Source organism: Synechococcus elongatus PCC 6301 (assembly GCF_000010065.1).
GTDB lineage: Bacteria > Cyanobacteriota > Cyanobacteriia > Synechococcales > Synechococcaceae > Synechococcus > Synechococcus elongatus.
In genome coordinates, this window is sequence record NC_006576.1 from 622,348 (window position 1) to 642,914 (window position 20,567).

Sequence of the window (20,567 nt, forward strand, 5' to 3'; positions counted from 1 at the left end):
CGCCATGCTATCTGTCGTCACAGGCCCCAGCCGTTCTGGTAAAAGCGAGTGGGCTGAGCAGCTGGCGTTGCAGTCACAGCTCGCGGTGACCTACATTGCAACAGCGCAAATGAATCTGGAGGATCCCGAGTGGTGCGATCGCATTGCCCTCCATCAACAGCGCCGCCCCGCTGACTGGCAGACCTTAAATATTCAGGCTGAGCTGGCAACAATCCTGACACAAGCCAGCGATCGTGATTGTCTTTTAGTCGATTCTTTGGGGACTTGGGTTGCTGCTTTTTTAGAAGATTCAGAGGCTGATTGGAGCCAACGCAGCGAGACTTTATTACAGTCGCTTCAAAATTGTTTAGCAACTGTCATCATTGTTGCGGAAGAAACAGGCTGGGGCGTTGTACCAGCCTATCCGCTAGGGCGACAGTTTCGCGATCGCCTCGGATCCTTAACCCGTGCAATTTCTGGGCAAGCCGATCAAGTTTTTCTCGCGGTGGCAGGCTATGCCCTAGACCTCAAGTTGCTAGGTGTCATGATTCCGAGCACAAGGCTATAGAAATCCTCAAGATTGAAAGCCCATGTTGCCGGACTAGGATGAAGGCGAGAGAACTCAACGATTCAAGTCCATTCAGCAAGGGCATTGCTATGGCTTCCCTGCAACAATTGCAGCAATATCTTGCCTTATGGTTTCAAGTTGGACAGAGCGTCATTGCAACTGCAAGTGGCCAGACCTACTGCCCGCAACCAGTGCTATCACAGGGTCAATACTCAACTGAGTTCCGAGACTGTTGGCAGCAGCTTGAGCATCTGGGCCTAGAAAATTGTTACCTCGAGGGCACCGTTCTCAGTCTGCAGGAGCTGCTGAGTCCTGCGTGGGAGATCACAGGCTGTGCCCGCTGCTTAATGCCGATCGCTCTCCCAATCGGCAAAGTGCAGAGTCTGTCCTGTCCCTGTAGTGACTCGTTGGCCTGGCCCAATTTTGAGCTGCCAATGCCCCACGTCCCAGAAGGTGCTAACGCTTCCTTGCAGCGGATTTGCGATCGGATTACGGCGGGCGATCGCCGCCGCGACTTGGCTCAGTGGAATTGAATCCTCAGTCATTCCCCGTCATCCGGACTGCCAGTCCCGCAGAGGCGTCCACACTGATCAACAATGAGGGGAAAAGCGTTCGCATTCTAAAACTGATTCCAACGATGGCGACTTATCACTACATTTTGGCTAGCGAAAAATTTTTGCTCGAAGAGGAGCCGCTCGAAGAGGTGTTGCAGGAGCGCCAGCGCCACTATGCAGAGCGCAATCAAACCATTGATTTTTGGCTAGTGCGGCAGCCTGCTTTCCTTGAAGCGCCTGAGTTAGCGAGCGTGAAAGCACAATGTCCACAACCTGCTGCTGCGATCGTTTCGACCAATCCGCAGTTCATTACTTGGCTGAAGCTGCGCTTGGAGTTTGTCTTGACGGGAAGTTTTGAGGCTCCGACTGCTGCGATCGCCGATCCTTTAGCTTCATTGGTGGCTGCCTAGTTGCGATCGCCCGTTCCGCGCCACTCTTGACTGTAGATCAGCAGGGTGGCGCGACTAGTGGCTGAGCTATGGGTGGGAAGCAATCGCTCATCTGGACAGCATAGGCTGCCGTTGCTTTTTCGCCTTACCTGCTCAGACCCAAGCGGGTGAGGAATACACGATTCTTGCAAGCCTTGGGATCTCGTCGGCTATCATTCTCAATATGACGAGCTAGTTGACTCGCAATGACCTACACAGCGGCCTCCCTCAAAGCGGAATTGAACGAGCGAGGCTGGCGATTGACGCCTCAGCGCGAAGAAATTCTGCGAGTCTTTCAAAATCTCCCAGCAGGTGAACACCTCAGTGCTGAGGACCTTTACAATCATTTGCTGAGTCGCAATTCACCCATCAGCCTCTCGACTATCTATCGCACCCTGAAGCTAATGGCTCGCATGGGTCTCCTGCGAGAGCTAGATCTGGCCGAAGATCACAAGCACTACGAGCTCAATCAACCCCTGAAGCATCACCATCACTTGATCTGCGTCAGTTGCAGCAAGACGATTGAGTTCAAGAGCGATTCCGTGCTCAAAATTGGCGCCAAGACTTCCGAGAAGGAGGGCTACCACCTCTTGGATTGTCAGCTCACCATTCATGGCGTCTGCCCAACCTGTCAGCGATCGCTGGTTTAGGTGCAGCTAGCGTAGCGTCCGCAGAAGCAACGACCAATGACAATGGTGTTAGGAAACGGCACTTGCGGACAGCACTGCAGCTGGCAAGAGGTCTTGATAGAGCTGTTCGAGGCGATCGAGGTTGCCCTCAAGGGTGTAGCGATCGAGCACCCGCTGGCGCGCCTTACAACCCAAAATGGCGCTGAGTTCCGGTTGGTCGCGCAGAACAGGCAACAGTGTCTGGAGCTGAGCGGAGGTCCGCTGCGGATTGAGCACAATGCCGGCGCCGCCTTCCAACACTTCCCCATCGGCACCCGCATCGGTGGCTAGGCAAGCCACACCGCAGGCCATCGCCTCTAACAAGGAGAGCGATAGTCCTTCCACAAAAGAGGGCAGGATGAAGGCATCCGCGGCACGCAGCATTTGGATACGGCGTTGCTCATCGGCCTCAAATCCCCACCACTGCACCCCTTGCTCAGGGCCATAACTGACTTCTAGCAGCGATCGCAGCGTACCGTCCCCAACAATCAACAAGCGGCTTTCCGGCCCCAAATTTGCCAGCTTCCAGCCCCGGAGTAGGGCTTCCACATTTTTCTCAGCCGCAATTCGCCCCATGTAGACAAACAGGCGATCGACCCCGAGTTGTTGCTTGAAGTCCGAGGGCCCAGGGCTATAGCGATCGATATCGACCCCGTTCGGAATCACGGCAATGCGATCGCTCGGAACCCCCAGCCGAATCAATAAATCTCGCTGGATTTGGGAGAAAACGACCGTGCGATCGTAGCGGGCGAGACAGGGTGCGTAGAGCTGATAAGTCAGGTGCTGCGTGCCCGAAGAAATATTGCGGAGCTTATGGTCAAAAGCGGGATGGAAGGTCGCTACCAACGGTAGCCCCAGTTCTTCACAGATCTCTGGCAGCAGAAAATCCAGCGGCGAGAGCGTCAGTGAAGCGTGGACGAGATCAGGGCGAATTTCTTCCAGCGAAGACTTAAGAACTTTGCTGGAACGAAAGGACGGGATTGTATAAATCTGAGATTTGTAGAGGCAGGGCAGCGAGACTTCTATGCCCTCACTTCCCTCATCACTGGCTTCAGCTTCACTTTGGGCAAAGTGGAAAAAGCTGACATCGTGGCCGCGATCGCGCAGCGCGTTGGTAATTTCTCGACTGTAGGTGACGTTGCCGCAGAAAGGAGACTTCTTACCCAGCCAAGCAATCCGCATATCATCGCCGTACCAATCTTAATGGGCAGGATAGCACTGAGTCTTATCCGGTGCGGTTATGACTGAGCCAGCTCCCTAACAGGACGATTGCTGATAATCCCAAAAGGGTGGCCGTCAGCCCCAGCCAGCTCTCAGCCAGACCTGCCACGGCGAGCGGCAAGCTGAGGGCGATATTGATCGCATTGTTTTGCAGCCCGAAAACCTTACCCCGCATGTCCGTGGGCGTTTTTTCCTGAATGACGGTTTGCATGGGAATGCCCAGCGCCGCTGCAAAAATTCCGAGAGTCGTAATACAAACCACACTGCCGGCCATGCTCGGTTCGAGACAGGCCAAAATCGCCAGCATGATTGCCATGCCAACCGAGCCGGTGAGGGCAAGACGCTGACGTGAAAAGCGTTGCCCAAACTGACCGACGAGTAGGGCTCCAATACCCATCCCTAAACCAGCGACGGAGAGCAAGATCCCAAACTGATCAGCCCCTAGGTTGGGAATCAGTTCTGCCAGCCGTACCGCTAGGACTGCGAGCGCAGCAAAGACCGAGAACAGGATCACGAGCTGCACCATTGCTGCCCGCACCAAGGGCTGTTGCTGAAGGTAGTTCAGGCCATCCAATACATCCGCCCAGAGATGGCGATCGCTCATGTGACTGCGATCGCGGGGACGCAGCCGCAGGCGGATGAACACCAGCCCCGATAGCACGTAGAACATGCCCACTAGGATTTCTTTACCTTCCCCCATACCGACCTGCTCCAGCAGGGTATCGGCCAAACTCAGGAGCGGCTCACCAACAGCAAAGCCAACGATCGTGGCACCCATCGTGGTAGTGGTGTAGATCGAATTAGCAGCCAGCAAGTGCGATCGCCGCACAATCAGCGGAATGACAACCTGCTCTGCCGGTGAGAAGAATTGATTGAGAGTGGAGACGAGAAACGTGATCGCTAGCAAGATTTGAAAGCCGACCGGCTGCCCAAACAGCCACGTTTGACCCTCGGTCAGATACAGCAACAGGGGAATGGCCAGCACCATGATTCCCCGGATGACATTGCTCCAAATCAAGACCTGTTTGAGGGGACCGCGATCGACCCACACCCCGGCTAAGGAACCGAAGAGAACAGCAGGGATGGTGTAGGCAATCATGATGGCTGAAACCCAACCGCTGATCGGCTGCCCCTCGACTTGAAAACGGCTGCTGATCAGCGCAATCATCAAGACGAGGTAGATCTTGTCAGCCATCTGCGAAAAAATTTCGGCTAGCCACAACGCCAAAAAGTTGGGGTTGCGGAGCACGGGCCAAAATCCAGTGCGACCAGCGGGCGACGGCTGAGCCTTCATCTCTTCATCAGTAACATCAGGAGGAGGCGTCTGCTCACTAGGATCTTCAGGCGTCGGTGGCTGTTCTAGAACCGGCTCAGACAGAGGCAACATGGGATCCTGTCAGCAACGTCTCCAGTAACAGCGCTGATTGTAAGGGCCGTTCCAGATGATACTCGGCAGAGTGGCGGAGTGCTCGCTCCAACATTTGCCAGGCCTCGCGGGGCAGGCTTGCCAGCGGCAGTACCGTTTGGCTGGTGGGAATCTGTTGCAAGGCAGCCAACTCCGTGGCGGTCAACAACAATTCTCGCTGATTGGGGCGACGCTGATACGCAGCAGTATCGGCCAACACACCGCCCAAACTGGGGCTATAGCGCACTCGCCAACGAGATTGTTCCAGTCGCGGTTGCACAGCCTGTTGAGTCAGGCAGCAATAGTGGGTTTGCGGAGCCCAGCCCGCCCAGGCCAACAGCTGCCAGGTGCTTTGGAGGAGGTAGGGTAAAACTTCAAGCCCTGACTGGGTTTCAATCCGAGCGAGATCGCGGCAGAGCAGGGCGAAGAGTTCGGGTTGGGGATGGCGCTCAAGGGCCTGAGCGAGTACCAGTTCGGTGAGATATTGCGCCGCTGCCAGGCGGGCCAAGTCACCACTGAGGGCCGTATGGCTGGTCAAGGTTTCAACTTGCTGGAGACGATCGAGACTTTTGCCGCAGGCAATCAAACAGTCGCCAACCACAAAGAGAGCGGTGCGGCCTCCCAATTTTGATCGCGGTTTGCGGGCCCCCGTCGCGACGACTCGCAGGAGTCCTTGATCCGGCGAGAGCAGGGTTAACAGGCGATCGGCCTCCCCAAGGGGCGTGGCCTTGAGCACGATCGCAGTGGTGGTGTAAGTGCGACTCACGCCGGTGCCGGAGTAGAAGCGGCCAGACGTTGTTGCAGGATCATGGGACCGTAGGAAGTTCCCAAGCGGATAGCTCCCGCTTCAACCAGCGCTGCCGCTTGATCCCAGGTGCGAATGCCGCCCGCCGCATGAATGCCAACACGGTTACGGGTCAGTTGCCGCAGTTGTTGTACCAAGGCCGGTGTCGCGCCGCCAAACCAGCCTGTACTGGTCTGTAGCATCGTTACCCCCGCATCCAGACAGAGGTCGGTCAATTGCTCTAGTTCACTGGGATTCAGCCGGGTTGCTTCCAGAATTGCTTTGATGGGAACGCCCGTGGCCTCCACAATTTCTGCTAGCTCTTGGTGAACGAGATCAGCGCGATCGCTGCGCAGCCAGCCCAGATTGACGACAACATTCAGCTCTTGGGCCCCGTTTTCGACCGCTTCTTGAGCGGCGTAGACCTTGCTGGCAGCGGTACTCGCGCCATTGGGAAAATCGATGACCGTGCAGAGTCGAGGCGATCGCCCATTCAGCCATTCCCGCGCTTGACGCACCACCCAAGGAAAGAGGCAGACCGCTGCGAAGTGATAGCGATCGGCTTCTTGGCAGAGCTGATCAATCTGCTCTAGCGTGGCGGCAGGATCGAGCAGCGAGTGCTCAATGTAGGGGGCGAGGTCAAAATCCGACGACAACTCAGCCATAGACAGACGTTCCTTAGAATCAGGCGCGATCGCTGACAAAGCGACGGATAGCTTCTTCCCGAATTGCCAATAAATTGGCAGCAAGATTCTGGTCCAGTTGAGTCTCAATTAGCTGGATCGGCATGGGCAGCTTGGGTGAGAGTGTGACGTCATAGGTCAGCTGGGTGCGATCTGCGTCTACGGATTGAAACCGCCAGCTACCGTCAAACTGTTCAAAATCCCCCTCGATCATCTGAAATGCCAAGCACTCGTAGGGCGACTCTTGCATGGCTAAAACAACCCGCGCACAGAAGCGAAAACGCAGAAAACATTGGCTGCCAACCTGCTCCAGCCGAATCGAACCATCACTCGTCGGCAATCGCTGACTGATCGAGAGGTTGGGAATGAACTCTGCCAGACGGTTGTAGTCCGTCAACAACGCCCAGAGATCAGCGATCGCAACAGGGACTTCAATTTGGACTTGAATCCGCCGCTGGCGAGGGCCAAGGGAGTGGGCGTCGATCTGCACATCTTGCTGCGGAGAACGGTGCAGGGCGGGAAAACTCAGCGACAGAGGACTCACGTCGTCGTCTCTTGAACGGAATCGCTCTTCCAGCCTAGCGGAGGTCGCGGGTCTCTGCGAGGAGCAGAGCATTGAAGCCCTCCGAGAACTGCTGTAGGCTGCAGGCTATCTTGGCATCCCCTGGTTTGCAATGGCGTCGTCTGTAGCTGCAGCCTCTCTGCCCCCCACCGCTTCAATTGGTACGGTCAAAGGCCCTGGTGAGCAGGCGAATCAATACGTCTTCATCACGGCGGAAAATCACCACGTGCGGGTGGGAGAGTTCGTCTACTACCAACTCCGTAGCCCCCTGGATGACTCGCTACAAGCCATCCTCGGCAAAATCAGCGGCCTGCGGTTGATTGAGCACCTGCCCGATCGCATTTTTGCGGATGTGGAAACCAGTCCAGAAGCGATCGCCGCCTTGATTGGCTTTACCTACGACCACCCCGAACTCTACGAAGTCACGGTTGAGGTAATTGGCTACTTTCAACCTGGACTCGGCTTTATCAACCCGCGACGAGCCCCGGATCCAGGCGCACGAGTCTACCTCGCCGAAGATCAGCGTCTGCAACAAGTTCTGAATCGCCGCCGTAGCGATGATGTCGGTGCTGCCCATGTGGGATCGCTCTTGCTGCGCGATCGCGATGCCGTGCCGATCATCCTCGATGTTAAAGAGCTGGTCAGTACCCACATGGCAATCTTGGCAGGCACCGGCTCCGGTAAGTCCTACACGGCAGGTGTTCTCATTGAAGAGCTGTTGCGACCACAGAATCGGGCAGCTGTCCTGATCTTTGATCCCCATGGCGAATACGGCACCTTGGATGGGCTACGCGGCAATCCCATCTTTGAAGCTGACGGCTACCGTCCGACGATCAAAGTGCTGACACCCGCAGAGATTCGCATTCGCATCTCCTCGCTGAATTTCTACGATCTGCTGACGCTGCTACCCCAGACTACAGAACGTCAACAAGCGGTGCTGGAAAAAGCAGTCAACAGCCTTCGCAAGCATAAAACCCTGCGCGATCGCTGGGATTTTGGCCACCTGATTGAAGCCGTCAAAGAGGCTGACACCACCGAGGACGACGAGGGCAATGAAGTCATGGGCCCTTCAGCTCAGTCTTTGAGTTGGCGCTTAGAGCGGCTGCAGTCCTCGCCCTACTTCCACAGCTGGGAACATCTGATTCCCCGCGATCTATTTGAACCGGGGCAAGCCACGATCCTGCAGATGAATGAGATCCCGCAGGAACAACAGCAGGTGATCTGCACGGTGATTCTGAACCAGAGCTATACCGCTCGCATCAATACGGTGCGGGGTGGCGCGACCGAAGGGGCAGAAGACCATTTGCCCTATCCAATCTTTGCCCTAGTCGAAGAAGCCCACCGCTTTGCCCCTGCCCATGAGCCCTCGCGCTGTAAGCAAATTCTGCGGACGGTGCTTAGCGAAGGCCGGAAGTTTGGCTTTGGCATGGGGCTGATTACCCAGCGGCCTGGCAAAATCGATTCCGACATTCTTTCGCAGTGCATGAGCCAGTTCCTGATGCGGATTGTCAACCCCGTCGATCAGGAGAGCCTCAAGCATGGCGTCGAAGCCGCAGGGCGCGATCTCTTACAGGAACTGCCCTCGCTCAGTCGCGGTCAGGTAATCATCTCGGGTGCCTGCGTCAACACACCGGTTCTCTGCCAAGTGCGCACTCGCTACACCCAGCATGGTGGCGAAACGATGAATGCGCCCGAGGAATGGCAAAAGCATTTCCAAGGGACTCAGGCCAAAGATCGCGAGATTGCGATCGCCCCAATCGCAAACCGACCGGTTGCTGTCCGGCGGCGTAATGTCACGATCGAATAGATTCGGTTATCTCGACTGCAGCGCGATCGCCCACAAGGTGAAGGAGTTTCCTATAATGAGGGGACACAAGGGGCTGTAATGGTTTCGACGTGTTGGTGAATCCTTCACCGTGATTCAGGCCGAGAGGGAGTCCACTCTCGTAAATCCAGGCTCAACCAAAAGTAACTGCGAACAACATCGTTCCTTTCGCTCGTAAGGCTGCTCCTGTAGCTGCTTAAACGCCACAAACTTTCTGGCTCGAGCGTCTAGTCGTAGACTCCGTTAATACGCCTAGACTTAAACCCCCAACGGATGCTCGAGTGGCGGCCTCAGGTCCGTCCTCTCGCTAAGCAAAAACCTGAGCATCCCGCCAACGGGGATAATCGTTGGCTCCCGCACAGTGGGTCAACCGTGCTAAGCCTGTGAACGAGCGGAAAGTTACTAGTCAATGCGGACAGCGGTTCGATTCCGCTCAGCTCCATTTTTATTTGTTAGACGCCTTGTTGCGATTGCAGCAAGCTTTTCGTTTTTTCTGCGCAGCAGGATGATGACGATTCAGCAGTGGCTAGCGCTGGGATTGGCCATGCTCTTCCTAGCTGCACTACCTAGCTTGAGTGTGCTCACAGTTGTCACTCGCTCTGCCAGCTTAGGACTATGGCATGGTGCACTCACGACCGTCGGGATTGTACTGGGCGACTGTCTGTGGATTCTGCTGGCCTTGGTTGGTCTAGAGCAAGTTGCCCAGCTTGAAGGATGGCTGCCACTCATTCGTGCGCTGAGCGCTAGCTATCTGATTGTTTTGGGTTGGCAATTATGGCGATCGCGCGATCGCAAATCATCCCAATTATCCTTACGGGAGACATCCCAGCCCGCAAGTTTCTTGGCAGGACTTTTGTTAACCCTAGCGGATCAAAAAGCACTGCTGTTTTATCTCGGTTTTTTCCCTACATTTTTAAATCTTGAACGCATTGCTGCATCAGAGGTTGCTGGGATCATGGTGATTGCAATCGGGACGATTGGGGGCGTCAAGCTGGCCTATGCTTGGCTAGCAGTGCAGGGGCAACAGCGCTTAATCGGTCGAAGTCAGCCCTGGTTACAAGCGATCGGGGCTGGTTTGTTGATCAGTATGGGCCTGCTACTTTGGCTACAGTTGATTACGGGACGATAACATCTCGTTTACTTGTGGCCTCCTCCCTGCTGACTCAGCTCCAGAATAGAAATCTTGTTGGAGCTAAAACAGGGCATGATCAGTCCGTCCTATTGTCAGCAAATGGCTGCTTACAACCAGCACCTGAATCAACAGATCATCGCCGTCTGCCACACACTCTCCCAAGTAGAACTGGATCGCGATCGCGGGGCTTTTTTTGGATCGATTCAAGCCACTCTAAATCACCTATATTTCGGCGATCGCATCTGGCTGGGCCGCTTTCAGCGACAGCCCTATCACGCCCCCAACCTGGGTCACGAGCTATTTACCCAATTCGCCGAGTACTGTCAGGCTCGTCAAGACTGCGATGATCAAATTCTGAGTTGGGCCCATGACCTTACGGATGATTGGCTCAGTCAAGATTTGGAGTACCACAGCCCGCTTTACCAGCAGACCATCATTCGTCCCCAGTGGTTTTTAGTAACCCACCTGTTTAACCACCAAACCCATCACCGCGGACAAATCACTACTTTGCTGAGTCAACTGGGGCTCGATGTAGGCGTCACCGATCTGCCCTGGGTCGTATCACCCTTGCGATGAGCTGCTGGGACGAAACGCGATCGCTTGACTCAAACCAAACTCACAAATCGACAGAGGCCTGATAGCGATCGCAGGCTACCAAACGATCACCGACATAGATTTCAATGAGTTCACACCCGAAGCTGGCACAAAGCTGCTGACGACGTTGCCAAAAGCAATGAGCCAGATGAAAATCTAGGGCCATGACCGACAGTGTCTCGCCCAGAAGCTCGATTTCAGCGGTCTGCACAGCGCGTAGGAACAGATCGGATGGCATCATCGTTCGATCGTCTGATTTCGCTTAGATCTACGAGACTGCTCTCGCAACTTCAGCATTCTTAAGCAGATCTTCATGATTGAAGTGCAAACCAGCTGCGCGATCGCGACAAAGCCACAAAAAAAGTGGACGCTTCCTCGAAGCATCCACTCACAACGCTCAGACTAGAGCGCGATCTTTACCAGGCTGAACTAGTAGGTTTCAACATGCCAACGACCCGCTTTCTTGAGGGTGCGTTGGTAGTCAGACCAAACCACATCTTCCTTGGCAGCTGCGACGGTCATGGCTTGATCGATCCCATCTTCCATGCCACGCAAACCACAGATATAGACGTGGGTTTTTTCGTCCTTGAGTAGGTTCCAGATCTCGTCAGCATGTTCAGCGACGCGGTCTTGGATGTACATCCGGCCGCCCGCTTCATTTTTCTGCTCGCGGCTGATCGCGTAGGTCAGGCGGAAGTTATCTGGATACTGAGCCTGCAGCGCTTCCAGCTCCTCTTTGTAGAGGATGTTGGCGGTCGTCGGAATCCCGAAGATCAACCAAGCCTTGCCGTTGAATTGATACTCGCTGTTGATGGCTCGCTCGTTGTCTTTAAACATCCGCCATAGGTAGGCTCGGAACGGAGCAATCCCGGTGCCAGTACCCATCATGATCACGTTGGCGTCTGTGTCCGCCGGTAGGAGCATTTCTTTGCCCACAGGACCGGTGATCTTGACGTCATCGCCTGGCTTCAGACCACAGAGGAAAGTCGAGCAGACGCCATTAATCGTTTCGCCGGCTTCGTTCTGGTACTGCAGCTGGCGCACGCACAGCGAGACGGTTTTGTCATCCACGTGGTCGCCGTGGCGAGTGGATGCGATCGAGTAAAGACGGAGCTTGTGCGGCTTGCCTTTGTCATCGGTGCCATCCGGGATAATCCCGATACTTTGACCTTCGATGTAGCGCAGATCGCCTTCCGAAATATCGAAGGTGAGGTGCTGCACAACACCAATCCCGCCTTCTTGAACCAAGGGCTCGTTCGAGAGCACCTTGCCTACGAAAGGCTTGTTAGGCCGGTAGATATTGACAGGCACGTCTTCGGCTGAATGTTTTTTGGCAGCCGGAGCGGGGGTTGGTGCTGCAGCAGGTTCTTCAGCTGCTGCCTGTAGAGGAGCCGCACCATTATTCGCGGCTGCTTCCTCCGCAGGCCGGATGCTAACGATTTTGCCGCCAAGGCGCAAAATCCGTTGCATTTCTTGATTCATCCGGCTGTAAGGCACCTTGAAGAAGGTGCTGCCACTACGGCGGATTGAGCTGTCGGACGGTTCGCCCTCGGCTTGGCGCAGACCGATCACTTCATAGATAAAGAGCCGGTTGCCATAGGTGGTGGTAGCTGCTCCGCCAGCCACACTCGCATTCAACATTCAACTTCTCCGAACCTGTTCTTCAGAAGAGCTCCTGCAACCGGGGCGCACCCCGTCAGTGACCCAGCGTGAATCACAATGCGAAAAAGGCACAGCGTAGGCTGAAGTCACTGTTCTCAGTGTAAGGGTGCAGGCTGCATAAGCTTACCCTGAGCCGCGATCGCCGGTTGTAGCGATTTCAGCGTTTCTTGTTGACTCCTCAGCCTGTCTGGTAAGATTCCGCATAAACGGATACAGTCCGCTTCGACTCGCCGGTATCGATCTCAACCGATAGTGACTACTGACTTGGGGGGTCAATGTCGGTCCGCCGTAGCGATGCTGTCTTAGAACAGCAAGCGGGCGTCCAGACGTGGCCTTGTGCCGGATGCTGACCCCATTATCTCGTCACTGTCTCGAGGGATCCTATGAGCAAGCCAGATCGTGTTGTTTTGATCGGCGTTGCCGGTGACTCCGGTTGCGGCAAGTCAACCTTCCTAAATCGCCTTGCCGACTTGTTTGGTACGGAATTGATGACGGTCATCTGCTTGGATGACTATCACAGTCTCGATCGCAAGGGCCGGAAGGAAGCAGGCGTAACGGCTTTGGATCCCCGCGCCAACAACTTTGACTTGATGTATGAACAGGTCAAGGCGTTGAAGAACGGCGAAACGATCATGAAGCCGATCTACAACCATGAAACCGGCTTGATCGATCCGCCCGAAAAAATCGAACCCAATCGCATCATTGTGATCGAGGGTCTGCATCCGCTTTACGACGAGCGCGTGCGTGAACTGCTCGATTTCAGCGTTTACCTCGACATCGATGACGAAGTCAAAATCGCTTGGAAGATCCAACGCGATATGGCAGAACGCGGCCACTCCTACGAAGATGTCCTCGCCTCGATCGAAGCGCGCCGCCCTGACTTCAAGGCCTACATTGAGCCCCAGCGTGGCCATGCGGACATCGTCATCCGCGTCATGCCGACCCAGCTAATCCCCAATGACACCGAGCGCAAGGTGCTGCGGGTGCAGTTGATCCAACGGGAAGGCCGCGATGGTTTTGAGCCGGCTTACCTGTTCGACGAAGGTTCGACCATCCAGTGGACGCCCTGCGGTCGTAAGCTGACCTGCTCCTATCCGGGCATTCGCTTAGCCTACGGCCCTGACACCTACTACGGTCACGAAGTCTCAGTGCTTGAGGTCGACGGTCAGTTCGAGAACCTCGAAGAGATGATCTACGTCGAGGGCCACCTCAGCAAGACCGACACGCAGTACTACGGTGAGTTGACCCACCTGCTGCTGCAGCACAAAGATTACCCGGGTTCGAACAACGGCACGGGTCTGTTCCAAGTGCTGACCGGCCTGAAAATGCGGGCGGCCTATGAGCGTTTGACCTCCCAAGCAGCACCCGTCGCCGCTAGCGTCTAGGTTGCTCAGGTTTCACTTGTTTTCAGCTTGTTGACTCTAAGCTGCTCTCCTAGCGAGAGCAGCTTTTTTGTTGCTCAGGACTGACTGATGGCTGAGGTCTGCAATCGCTCATTAAGGGTGGGGATAGCGATCGCGCAACCAATGCAGTGCTTGCTGGCGAGCAGTGTCGTCGGTTCCGGCCAGCAATTGCCCATCTAGCACCGCAGCCTGCAGAGCTTCGAGAATCTGGCGGAATTGCGGGCCAGGTCGATAGCCCAGCTTTTTAAGATCGTGACCGCTCAGCGGCAGCACGAGCGGGAGCCATTGCCAGAGATAGCGACTGATCACGCGGCGAGACGATCGCGGTAGAACAGCTGCCGCTAGGAGCAACGTGATTGGGTCATAGTTCGCCAGCTGACGATAGAGCTGACTGGGCAGTTGTGCAGTATCCAGCTGAGTGAGTTGGGCGATCGCGCAGGGCCATTGCTGGAGCCGTTGGATCACGTCCTGCGGGAGTTGCAAGCGTTGGGCGATCGGTCCTGGTTCTGGCAGGCTGGTCAGCAGACTTTGCAACCGCAACAGCCAAGGCAATATTGGCTTGAGCGAGGGATGGGCTTGCTGTTGCCAGCGTCGACTGAGGCGATCGCAGCAGCGGAGTTGGGCTTCTAGCGATCGCGTCCACCAGCAATCACTGTGCAGGCAGCGGAAAGCTTGCAAGGAGCCGAGTTCCCGCAGGGCGGGCAGCCAATATTTTGCCTCCAAAATCAGCTGCAGTTCAGCCCGCAGACGGGTTTGCAGCGCAGGCGTGACACCGTTTTCTCCTTGGGTGCGCTGATAGACGCCACTGTCGAGGGCATAGCGAATTTGTCGCCGCGTTTGTTCTTCGATCGCAAAGCCGAGACGTACCGCGAAGCGCACCGCCCGAAAAATGCGCGTCGGATCTTCGATGAAGCTGTTGACGTGGAGAACGCGCACCTGACGCGCTTCCAAATCAAGGCGTCCCCCAAAAAAGTCAAGAAGTTCGCCCGCGTGGGGTTCTGTCAGGCGAATGGCGAGAGCGTTAATTGTAAAGTCGCGCCGGTAGAGGTCTTGGCGGATCGAACTGGCTTCGACTTCTGGATTGGCGGCCGGATAGGGATAGAACTCCGTGCGAGCAGTGGCGATATCGACCCAGAGCGACTGAAACACCGGATCCTCGTGCCAGAGCAGGGCTGCTGTTTGAAACCGTCCATGCACTTCTAACCGAGCTTGGGGATAGCGATCGCGCAGTAATTGGGCCAGCTCGACCCCTGCCGCCTCAGTGAGAGCGCGGTGAAAGCCATCGACGACTAGGTCAATATCGCTAATCAATAGCGGTGCATCACTCGGAGCTAGGAAGAGATCGCGCACACCACCACCCACCAGATAGAGATGCCAGCCCCGTTCTTCGGCAAAGTGTGCCACAGTTTCCAGTAATTCCCATTGCGCCGGAATCAGACGCTGGTGCAGCCAATCTCGGGGTGTTCCGGGTAGCAAGCAAGCGGGAGCATGCAGAGAAGGTGTTTGGCGCTGTTGATCCTGATGGAGTTGGCGCAGTACATCGGTGCGAGTGACGATGCCCACTAGTTGATTGCGATCGAGTACTGGCAACCGGCCAATGTCGTAGGTGACCATTAGGTCTTCGATTTCCGGCAGACTCGTCTCCGGAGCGATCGTCTTGGGATGGAGGGTCATGTAGCCCTTGACCGGTGCATGACCAAAGCCGTGGTGCAGCGCTAAATCCAAGTCGCGGCGGGAAATGATGCCGACCAGTTGATCCTGTTCGTCCACGACCGAAAGGCCGGAATGACCGTAGCGCAGCAGAATCCGTTCCGCTTCCGCGATCGCAATTTCGGGGCGTACTGTCCGCACCGGCGAGGACATCAAATCGCGAGCCAGCAGCGGTGCTGGTAGTTGCTCTAAAACTGCCGCTCCGATCGCCTCCCAAGTCTCTGCGATCGCCGTACCGCGCCAATTCAGCGAAGCCGCACGGGCATGGCCACCGCCGCCCCACTGCCGGAAGGTCTGGCCAAGATCCGGCCCTTCAATCCGCGATCGCCCAATCACGGTCAAGCGGCGATCGTCGCTACCCTCAACGGGATAGTGAACACCCAGCAGCAGTAAATCCGCTTCCGTCAGCGCAAACAACTGAGCCGCCAGACTGGAGAGCCCCGTCAGATACCCCTCCACCGGCAGCAGCACCCGCGCCAAGGTCTTGCCCCGCCGTTCCTCCAGCTCCAACACTTCCAAGGACTGACTCAACAGCGCTTGCAGCGGCGCAGACAGTCCCGGCTCCACATATTCCCGCAGTACCCGTAGATTCGCGCCCTGAGTCATCAGCCAAGCCAAGGCTTGAGCATCGCGAGGCGTGCTTTGGTCGTAGCTGAGAGACCCCGTATCGACGTGAATGCCGAGGGCTAATACCGTCGCTTCCGCCGGTGCAAGTTGGGTCTGTGCGGCTTGCAACCGTTCACAGATTAGGGTCGCCGTTGCACCGACGGCTTCGACTTGGCGATCGCTCGCGGCAACATCGCAGGGACTTTGCAAATGATGGTCGTAAACCGCGATCGCTTCGAGGTGCGGTAAGTCCAGCCATTCCGCCGCCTTGCCAAAGCGCAGCCGCTCTTGGGCATCCACCAAGTGGATCCGCCGCAGGCGCTGGGGATCGACCGATCGCCGCTCAATTAGTGGATACTCATCGCGATAGAGTGCCAAAAAGTCGCGCACCGCCGGATGAGCCCCACCTGTCAGCACAATGCGCGACCCCGGCAGCAGGCGACTGAGACCCACTGCAGCGCCCAACGTGTCAAAGTCGGCCGTGCCGTGACAGAGAATCAGATCCATGCAATGCCCTAGGCCACCCTTTCATGCTCGCTGATTCTTCGCAGCCGTCGTCATTCCACCACGTCACAGTACTCCAGCGGGAGTTGGTGGAAGGATTATTGCCCGATCGCGGCGGCTGGTTCTTGGATGCGACCTTGGGCGGCGGCGGCCATAGCGAGTTATTGCTATCGGAGTGGCCCAACACGCAGGTGATCGGGCTCGATCGTGATCCAGCAGCGATCGCTGCCAGTCAAACCCGACTGCAGCTCTACAGCGATCGCGTGCAGTTTCAGCACGTCAACTTTGCCAACTATCAGCCGGGCGATCGCCGCTTTCAGGGAATCATGGCTGACCTTGGTGTTAGTTCGCCGCAGCTGGATGAGGCCGAGCGGGGTTTTAGTTTCCGGCAGGATGCGCCGCTGGATATGCGGATGGATCCCACGGCGGAATTGACCGCAGCCGCGATCGTTAACGAATGGGACGAAACCGATCTCGCCAATTTGATTTATCAGTACGGTGAAGAGCGGCTGTCGCGCCGGATTGCTCGCCGCATCGTCGAGCAGCGTCCTTTTGAGCGCACGCTGGAACTATCAGAAGCGATCGCTGGAGCCGTGCCGCGCAGCTATCGCTATGGCCGCATTCATCCGGCGACCCGCACGTTCCAAGCACTGCGGATTGCCGTCAATGGCGAACTCGATGCCCTGCAAACCTTCCTCGATCGCGCCCCCGATTGGCTGGCACCGGGCGGCCGTATTGCTCTGATCAGCTTCCACAGCTTGGAAGACCGGATTATCAAACACGCCCTGCGCGGTGACGATCGCCTGACCGTGATTACCCGCAAGCCACTCTTACCCAGCGAGGCGGAGATTGAGTCCAACCCGCGATCGCGATCGGCTAAGTTGCGGATTGCCGAACGAGTCTTGCCGGAGTCCTAGCCAGCAATCCAGATCCGAGCCGTTCAGAGTGGCCCTTAGCCCTTGACTCAGAGGGCCGCGATCGCGCATTCTGCCGGCAATCCCCATGTCCCCGTTCCTCCAGCAGACGCGCCACCATGAGAGTCAGTGTGATTGGAACCGGCTATGTCGGCCTCGTGACCGGCACTTGTCTGGCACATATTGGCCATGAGGTGCTCTGCATCGACAACAACACCGCCAAGATCGAGCAGATTCAGGCGGGTCAAATCCCAATCTATGAGCCGGGACTAGAAGATCTGATTCAACGAGCGACAGCGGCCGGACGGCTGCAGTTCAGTACAGATTTGGCTGCTGGCGTCGCTCATGCTGAGGTGATTTTTATCGCCGTGGGAACGCCGCCTCTGCCCAACGGCGAAGCTGATATGCGCTTTGTGGAAGCAGTAGCGCGGGGCATTGGGGAACATTTGGATGGCGAAACCTATCGGGTGATTGTCAATAAATCGACGGTGCCGATTGGCTCGGGCGATTGGGTGCGGATGTTGATACTCGATGGCATGTTGGCGCGACGACAGGCCTTAGTCCCAGTTGGGGCGGCGATCGCTGATAGCGAGGATTTGCCCCAAGGTTGTTTTGATGTGGTCAGCAATCCGGAGTTCCTGCGGGAAGGCACAGCGATTTACGACACCTTCAACCCCGATCGTATTGTTCTGGGGGGCAGCAGCGATCGCGCCTTTGCCAAGATGCAGGAACTCTACGAACCGATTGTGCAGCGCCAGTTTGCCGTCGATCGCGATCGCCCACCCGTGCCGGTGCTGCGAACGGATCTGGGTTCGGCCGAAATGATCAAATATGCAGCCAATGCTTTTCTGGCGACCAAAATCAGCTTCATCAATGAAGTCGCCAACATCTGCGATCGCGTCGGCGCGGACGTTGTCCAAGTTGCCAAAGGGATGGGACTGGATGCGCGGATTGGCAGCCGCTTCCTCAATGCTGGCTTGGGCTGGGGTGGTTCTTGTTTTCCCAAGGATGTCTCGGCCTTGGTCCACATCGCCCAGGACTATGGCTATCCGGCTGCCTTGCTAGAAGCCACGATCGCGGTCAATCAACGTCAGAGGCTGATCTTGCTGGAGAAGCTGCAGCAGGAACTAAAAATTCTCAAGGGCAAAACGATCGGTCTGCTGGGGCTAACCTTTAAGCCCGATACCGATGACCTACGCGATGCTCCCTCCCTGACCTTGGCCGAGCAGTTGTTGCGGCTAGGTGCCAAGGTCAAAGCCTATGACCCGATCGTCAAAACGGCCCCGATCGCGGGTCTGGAAATTACAACCTCCCCCCTCGATCTCGCCAGCGGCTGTGATGCCTTGGCTCTCGTGACGGAATGGCAAGAGTTTCAGGAGCTGGACTACCTGCCCTTGGCTGCCCGAATGCGGCGACCGCTGATCATTGATGGCCGCAACTGCCTCGATCGCGATCGCCTTCAGATGCAGGGCTTCCGCTACATCGGGATCGGTCGCTAAGGCAGCACCGCAATACAGTCGATTTCGACTTTGGCGTCCTTGGGTAAGCGAGCGGCTTGTACACAGGCGCGGGCGGGTGCTGTTGCTTCGTCGAACACCGTCGCGTAGATGGCGTTGACGCGGGCGAAATCTTCCATATCCGCCAGAAAGACGGTGGTGCGCACCACATCACCAAAGCTGGCCCCAGCTGCGGCTAACACCGCTTTGAGGTTGCTCAGAACTTGGTGGGTCTGGACTTCTACATCGTCGCCACCGACCATCGTTCCTGTGGCTGGATCGAGGGCGATTTGGCCCGAGACGAACAACATCCGCCCACTCGCCGCGATCGCTTGGCTATAGGGGCCAACAGGTGCCGGGGCTTGGTCGGTATAGAAGACTTCGCGGGTCATACGGTCATTGCTGAAACTTGCTTTGCCATTGTCTCGCTTGGCGTGAATTCCCAGAGGTGGAGCGATCGCAGCAGACTGAGATCAAATGTCATGAAATTCTGACATTAATGGTGCCAAACGGGCTTTTGCAGTCAGAAAGTCTTGGCTGGACTGGAATTTCTCTTGATCCCCAACCAAAGCTGCGGCAAGGTAGAAGCGTCGCATCCCCCATGCTTATGTCTAAATCACCCTATCCACTGGAGCAGATGACCCTGCGACAGTTGCGACGCGTTGCCAGCGAATATGGCGTGTCGCGCTACAGCCGCATGCGTAAGTCTGAGTTAATTGCCGCCATTCAAAAAATTGAGGCAAATAGCGCCGTGCATACTAGCCCTTCCCCCAGCAGCGATCGCCAAGAAGAAGTCGAAGCCACGAAATATGACGTGGGACAACCGCAGCCGGTTGAACCGATCGAGCTGACGGGTGTCGATGCAGAGCTGCCCGATCTGCCGGAAGGCTACGGCGAAAGCCGCATTGTCCTGCTGCCTCGCGACCCGCAGTGGGCCTATGTGTACTGGGATGTGCCGGGCGATCATAAGCAAGCACTCAAATCACAAGGGGGACAACTACTAGCGCTGCGCTTCTACGACGTCACAGATCTTGATCTCAACTATCAATCCCCCCACAGCTTGCAGGAATATCCCTGCGATGAGCTGGCGCGGGATTGGTACCTGCCCGTACCGGTAAGCGATCGTGATTACTTGGTAGAAATCGGCTACCGCGCTGCAGATGGCCGCTGGTTGTTGCTGGCTCGCTCTGCACCTGTGCGCGTACCGCCGGTCTATCCCTCCGACTGGATCGAAGATCACTTCATCACCGTCAACTGGGACGAAGACCTGCGAGGTCAAACCGTCTTCCAACTGGTGCCCCCCAGTCAAAAAGCCAGCTTGGCCAGCAGTGGCGGCGCTGCGCCTGGGCCCGGAACCGTCAGCGACGAAATCTTTGCCCTGTCGGAAGGGGCCGAGTCGATGCGCTTGGCGGGCTCGCTCTACGGTTCGCAGCACATGCGTCCGGTTCATGAAGAAACCCTCAGCTCCTACGTTTTCCCCTCGGGTGTGGGCATGTGGGCGCTGCCAACGGCTTCCGGCTTGACTCAGTCGGGCGTCGGCATGGTCGGGTTCTCGGCGTCGCTGCCGCTGGAGCGGCAACCGCGCAAATTCTGGCTGGTCGCGGATGCTGAGCTGATCATCTACGGGGCCACGGAACCGGATGCCACGGTCACAATCGGCGGCAAAGAGATCAAACTCAGCCCCGATGGCACTTTCCGCTTCCAGATGTCCTTCCAAGACGGCGTGCTGGACTTCCCAATCGAAGCCGTCGCTGTCGATGGCGAACAAACGCGATCGATTCGCATGACCTTCAACCGCGAAACCACCAACCGCCGCACTAACACCAAGGAAGAAGCCCAACTGGAATGGTTCCAGTAGATTCCTTCTGA

General features: G+C 56.5%; 20 protein-coding genes and 1 other RNA gene. 12 read left to right on the top strand and 9 right to left on the bottom strand.

The window, feature by feature from the left end:
- Nucleotides 1-4 precede the first annotated feature (4 nt).
- The 4 genes from cobU (at nt 5) to SYC_RS02880 (ending at nt 2,179) form a co-directional block, all read left to right on the top strand.
- Nucleotides 5-547, top strand: a complete 543-nt coding sequence (gene cobU, locus SYC_RS02865) for a bifunctional adenosylcobinamide kinase/adenosylcobinamide-phosphate guanylyltransferase (protein ID WP_011242866.1) — start codon at nt 5-7, stop codon at nt 545-547.
- 89 nt (nt 548-636) lie between these two features.
- On the top strand, nt 637-1,080 hold the full coding sequence (locus SYC_RS02870; RefSeq protein WP_011377815.1) for a hypothetical protein: 444 nt from the start codon (nt 637-639) through the stop codon (nt 1,078-1,080).
- Nucleotides 1,081-1,184: 104 nt separating this feature from the next.
- Nucleotides 1,185-1,511 carry an MgPME-cyclase complex family protein gene (locus tag SYC_RS02875; RefSeq protein ID WP_011242868.1) on the top strand — a complete coding sequence of 109 codons (327 nt, stop codon included), beginning with the start codon at nt 1,185-1,187 and terminating at the stop codon, nt 1,509-1,511.
- Between the two features lie 224 nt (nt 1,512-1,735).
- On the top strand, nt 1,736-2,179 hold the full coding sequence (locus SYC_RS02880) for a transcriptional repressor (protein WP_011242869.1): 444 nt from the start codon (nt 1,736-1,738) through the stop codon (nt 2,177-2,179).
- A gap of 48 nt (nt 2,180-2,227) precedes the next feature.
- Here the strand turns inward: SYC_RS02880 and SYC_RS02885 are convergent, their stop codons facing one another.
- From SYC_RS02885 to SYC_RS02905, 5 genes are read right to left on the bottom strand one after another with little or no spacing between them, the layout of a single operon-like run.
- Nucleotides 2,228-3,379, bottom strand: a complete 1,152-nt coding sequence (locus SYC_RS02885) for a glycosyltransferase family 4 protein (RefSeq protein WP_011242870.1) — start codon at nt 3,377-3,379, stop codon at nt 2,228-2,230.
- 43 nt (nt 3,380-3,422) lie between these two features.
- The gene (locus SYC_RS02890; protein WP_011242871.1) at nt 3,423-4,805 is read right to left on the bottom strand and encodes an MFS transporter; all 1,383 of its coding nucleotides are present in this window, start codon (nt 4,803-4,805) and stop codon (nt 3,423-3,425) included.
- On the bottom strand, nt 4,789-5,589 hold the full coding sequence (gene recO / locus SYC_RS02895) for a DNA repair protein RecO (protein WP_011242872.1): 801 nt from the start codon (nt 5,587-5,589) through the stop codon (nt 4,789-4,791). Before recO ends, SYC_RS02890 begins: the two co-directional genes overlap by 17 nt.
- Complete coding sequence (deoC, locus tag SYC_RS02900; RefSeq protein ID WP_011242873.1) at nt 5,586-6,272, bottom strand: deoxyribose-phosphate aldolase; 687 nt, start codon at nt 6,270-6,272, stop codon at nt 5,586-5,588. Before deoC ends, recO begins: the two co-directional genes overlap by 4 nt.
- Nucleotides 6,273-6,291: 19 nt before the next feature.
- Nucleotides 6,292-6,834, bottom strand: coding sequence for an SRPBCC family protein (locus SYC_RS02905; protein WP_231621323.1), 543 nt, complete (start codon nt 6,832-6,834; stop codon nt 6,292-6,294).
- A gap of 130 nt (nt 6,835-6,964) precedes the next feature.
- Between SYC_RS02905 and SYC_RS02910 the strand changes: the two genes are divergently transcribed.
- The 4 genes from SYC_RS02910 to SYC_RS02920 all read left to right on the top strand — a co-directional run bounded on the left by SYC_RS02910 (nt 6,965) and on the right by SYC_RS02920 (nt 10,385).
- Nucleotides 6,965-8,659: an ATP-binding protein gene (locus SYC_RS02910; protein ID WP_011242875.1), complete on the top strand. Its 1,695-nt coding sequence runs from the start codon at nt 6,965-6,967 to the stop codon at nt 8,657-8,659.
- Between the two features lie 69 nt (nt 8,660-8,728).
- Nucleotides 8,729-9,122, top strand: a transfer-messenger RNA (tmRNA) gene (gene ssrA / locus SYC_RS13420).
- A gap of 60 nt (nt 9,123-9,182) precedes the next feature.
- Entirely contained in the window at nt 9,183-9,806 is a 624-nt protein-coding gene (locus SYC_RS02915; RefSeq protein ID WP_011377814.1) for a LysE family translocator, read from the top strand.
- Nucleotides 9,807-9,881: 75 nt separating this feature from the next.
- Complete coding sequence (locus tag SYC_RS02920; RefSeq protein WP_011242877.1) at nt 9,882-10,385, top strand: DinB family protein; 504 nt, start codon at nt 9,882-9,884, stop codon at nt 10,383-10,385.
- Between the two features lie 40 nt (nt 10,386-10,425).
- On the opposite strand, the gene SYC_RS02925 is transcribed toward SYC_RS02920, so the two are convergent.
- Both SYC_RS02925 and petH read right to left on the bottom strand, forming a co-directional pair.
- Entirely contained in the window at nt 10,426-10,644 is a 219-nt protein-coding gene (locus SYC_RS02925; protein WP_039755778.1) for a hypothetical protein, read from the bottom strand.
- A 188-nt stretch (nt 10,645-10,832) separates the two neighbouring features.
- Nucleotides 10,833-12,044, bottom strand: a complete 1,212-nt coding sequence (gene petH, locus SYC_RS02930) for a ferredoxin--NADP reductase (RefSeq protein WP_011242878.1) — start codon at nt 12,042-12,044, stop codon at nt 10,833-10,835.
- Nucleotides 12,045-12,448: 404 nt separating this feature from the next.
- Between petH and SYC_RS02935 the strand changes: the two genes are divergently transcribed.
- Entirely contained in the window at nt 12,449-13,450 is a 1,002-nt protein-coding gene (locus SYC_RS02935; protein WP_011242879.1) for a phosphoribulokinase, read from the top strand.
- Nucleotides 13,451-13,561: 111 nt separating this feature from the next.
- Here SYC_RS02935 and SYC_RS02940 read toward each other — a convergent pair whose 3' ends face one another.
- Nucleotides 13,562-16,291 (bottom strand): CBS domain-containing protein, encoded by a 2,730-nt coding sequence (locus SYC_RS02940; protein WP_011242880.1) that lies wholly within the window; start codon nt 16,289-16,291, stop codon nt 13,562-13,564.
- 23 nt (nt 16,292-16,314) lie between these two features.
- On the opposite strand from SYC_RS02940, the gene rsmH reads away from it, so the two are divergent.
- Together rsmH and SYC_RS02950 are read left to right on the top strand one after the other, a co-directional pair.
- Complete coding sequence (gene rsmH, locus SYC_RS02945) at nt 16,315-17,205, top strand: 16S rRNA (cytosine(1402)-N(4))-methyltransferase RsmH (RefSeq protein ID WP_011242881.1); 891 nt, start codon at nt 16,315-16,317, stop codon at nt 17,203-17,205.
- A gap of 116 nt (nt 17,206-17,321) precedes the next feature.
- Nucleotides 17,322-18,701 carry a UDP-glucose dehydrogenase family protein gene (locus tag SYC_RS02950; protein WP_011242882.1) on the top strand — a complete coding sequence of 460 codons (1,380 nt, stop codon included), beginning with the start codon at nt 17,322-17,324 and terminating at the stop codon, nt 18,699-18,701.
- Here the strand turns inward: SYC_RS02950 and SYC_RS02955 are convergent.
- A complete protein-coding gene (locus SYC_RS02955) occupies nt 18,698-19,090 on the bottom strand; it encodes a RidA family protein (protein WP_011242883.1) in 393 nt (130 codons plus the stop codon). The genes SYC_RS02950 and SYC_RS02955 overlap by 4 nt on opposite strands.
- 215 nt (nt 19,091-19,305) lie before the next feature.
- Between SYC_RS02955 and SYC_RS02960 the strand changes: the two genes are divergently transcribed.
- Complete coding sequence (locus SYC_RS02960; protein WP_039755781.1) at nt 19,306-20,556, top strand: DUF4912 domain-containing protein; 1,251 nt, start codon at nt 19,306-19,308, stop codon at nt 20,554-20,556.
- The last annotated feature ends 11 nt before the right edge of the window (nt 20,557-20,567 follow it).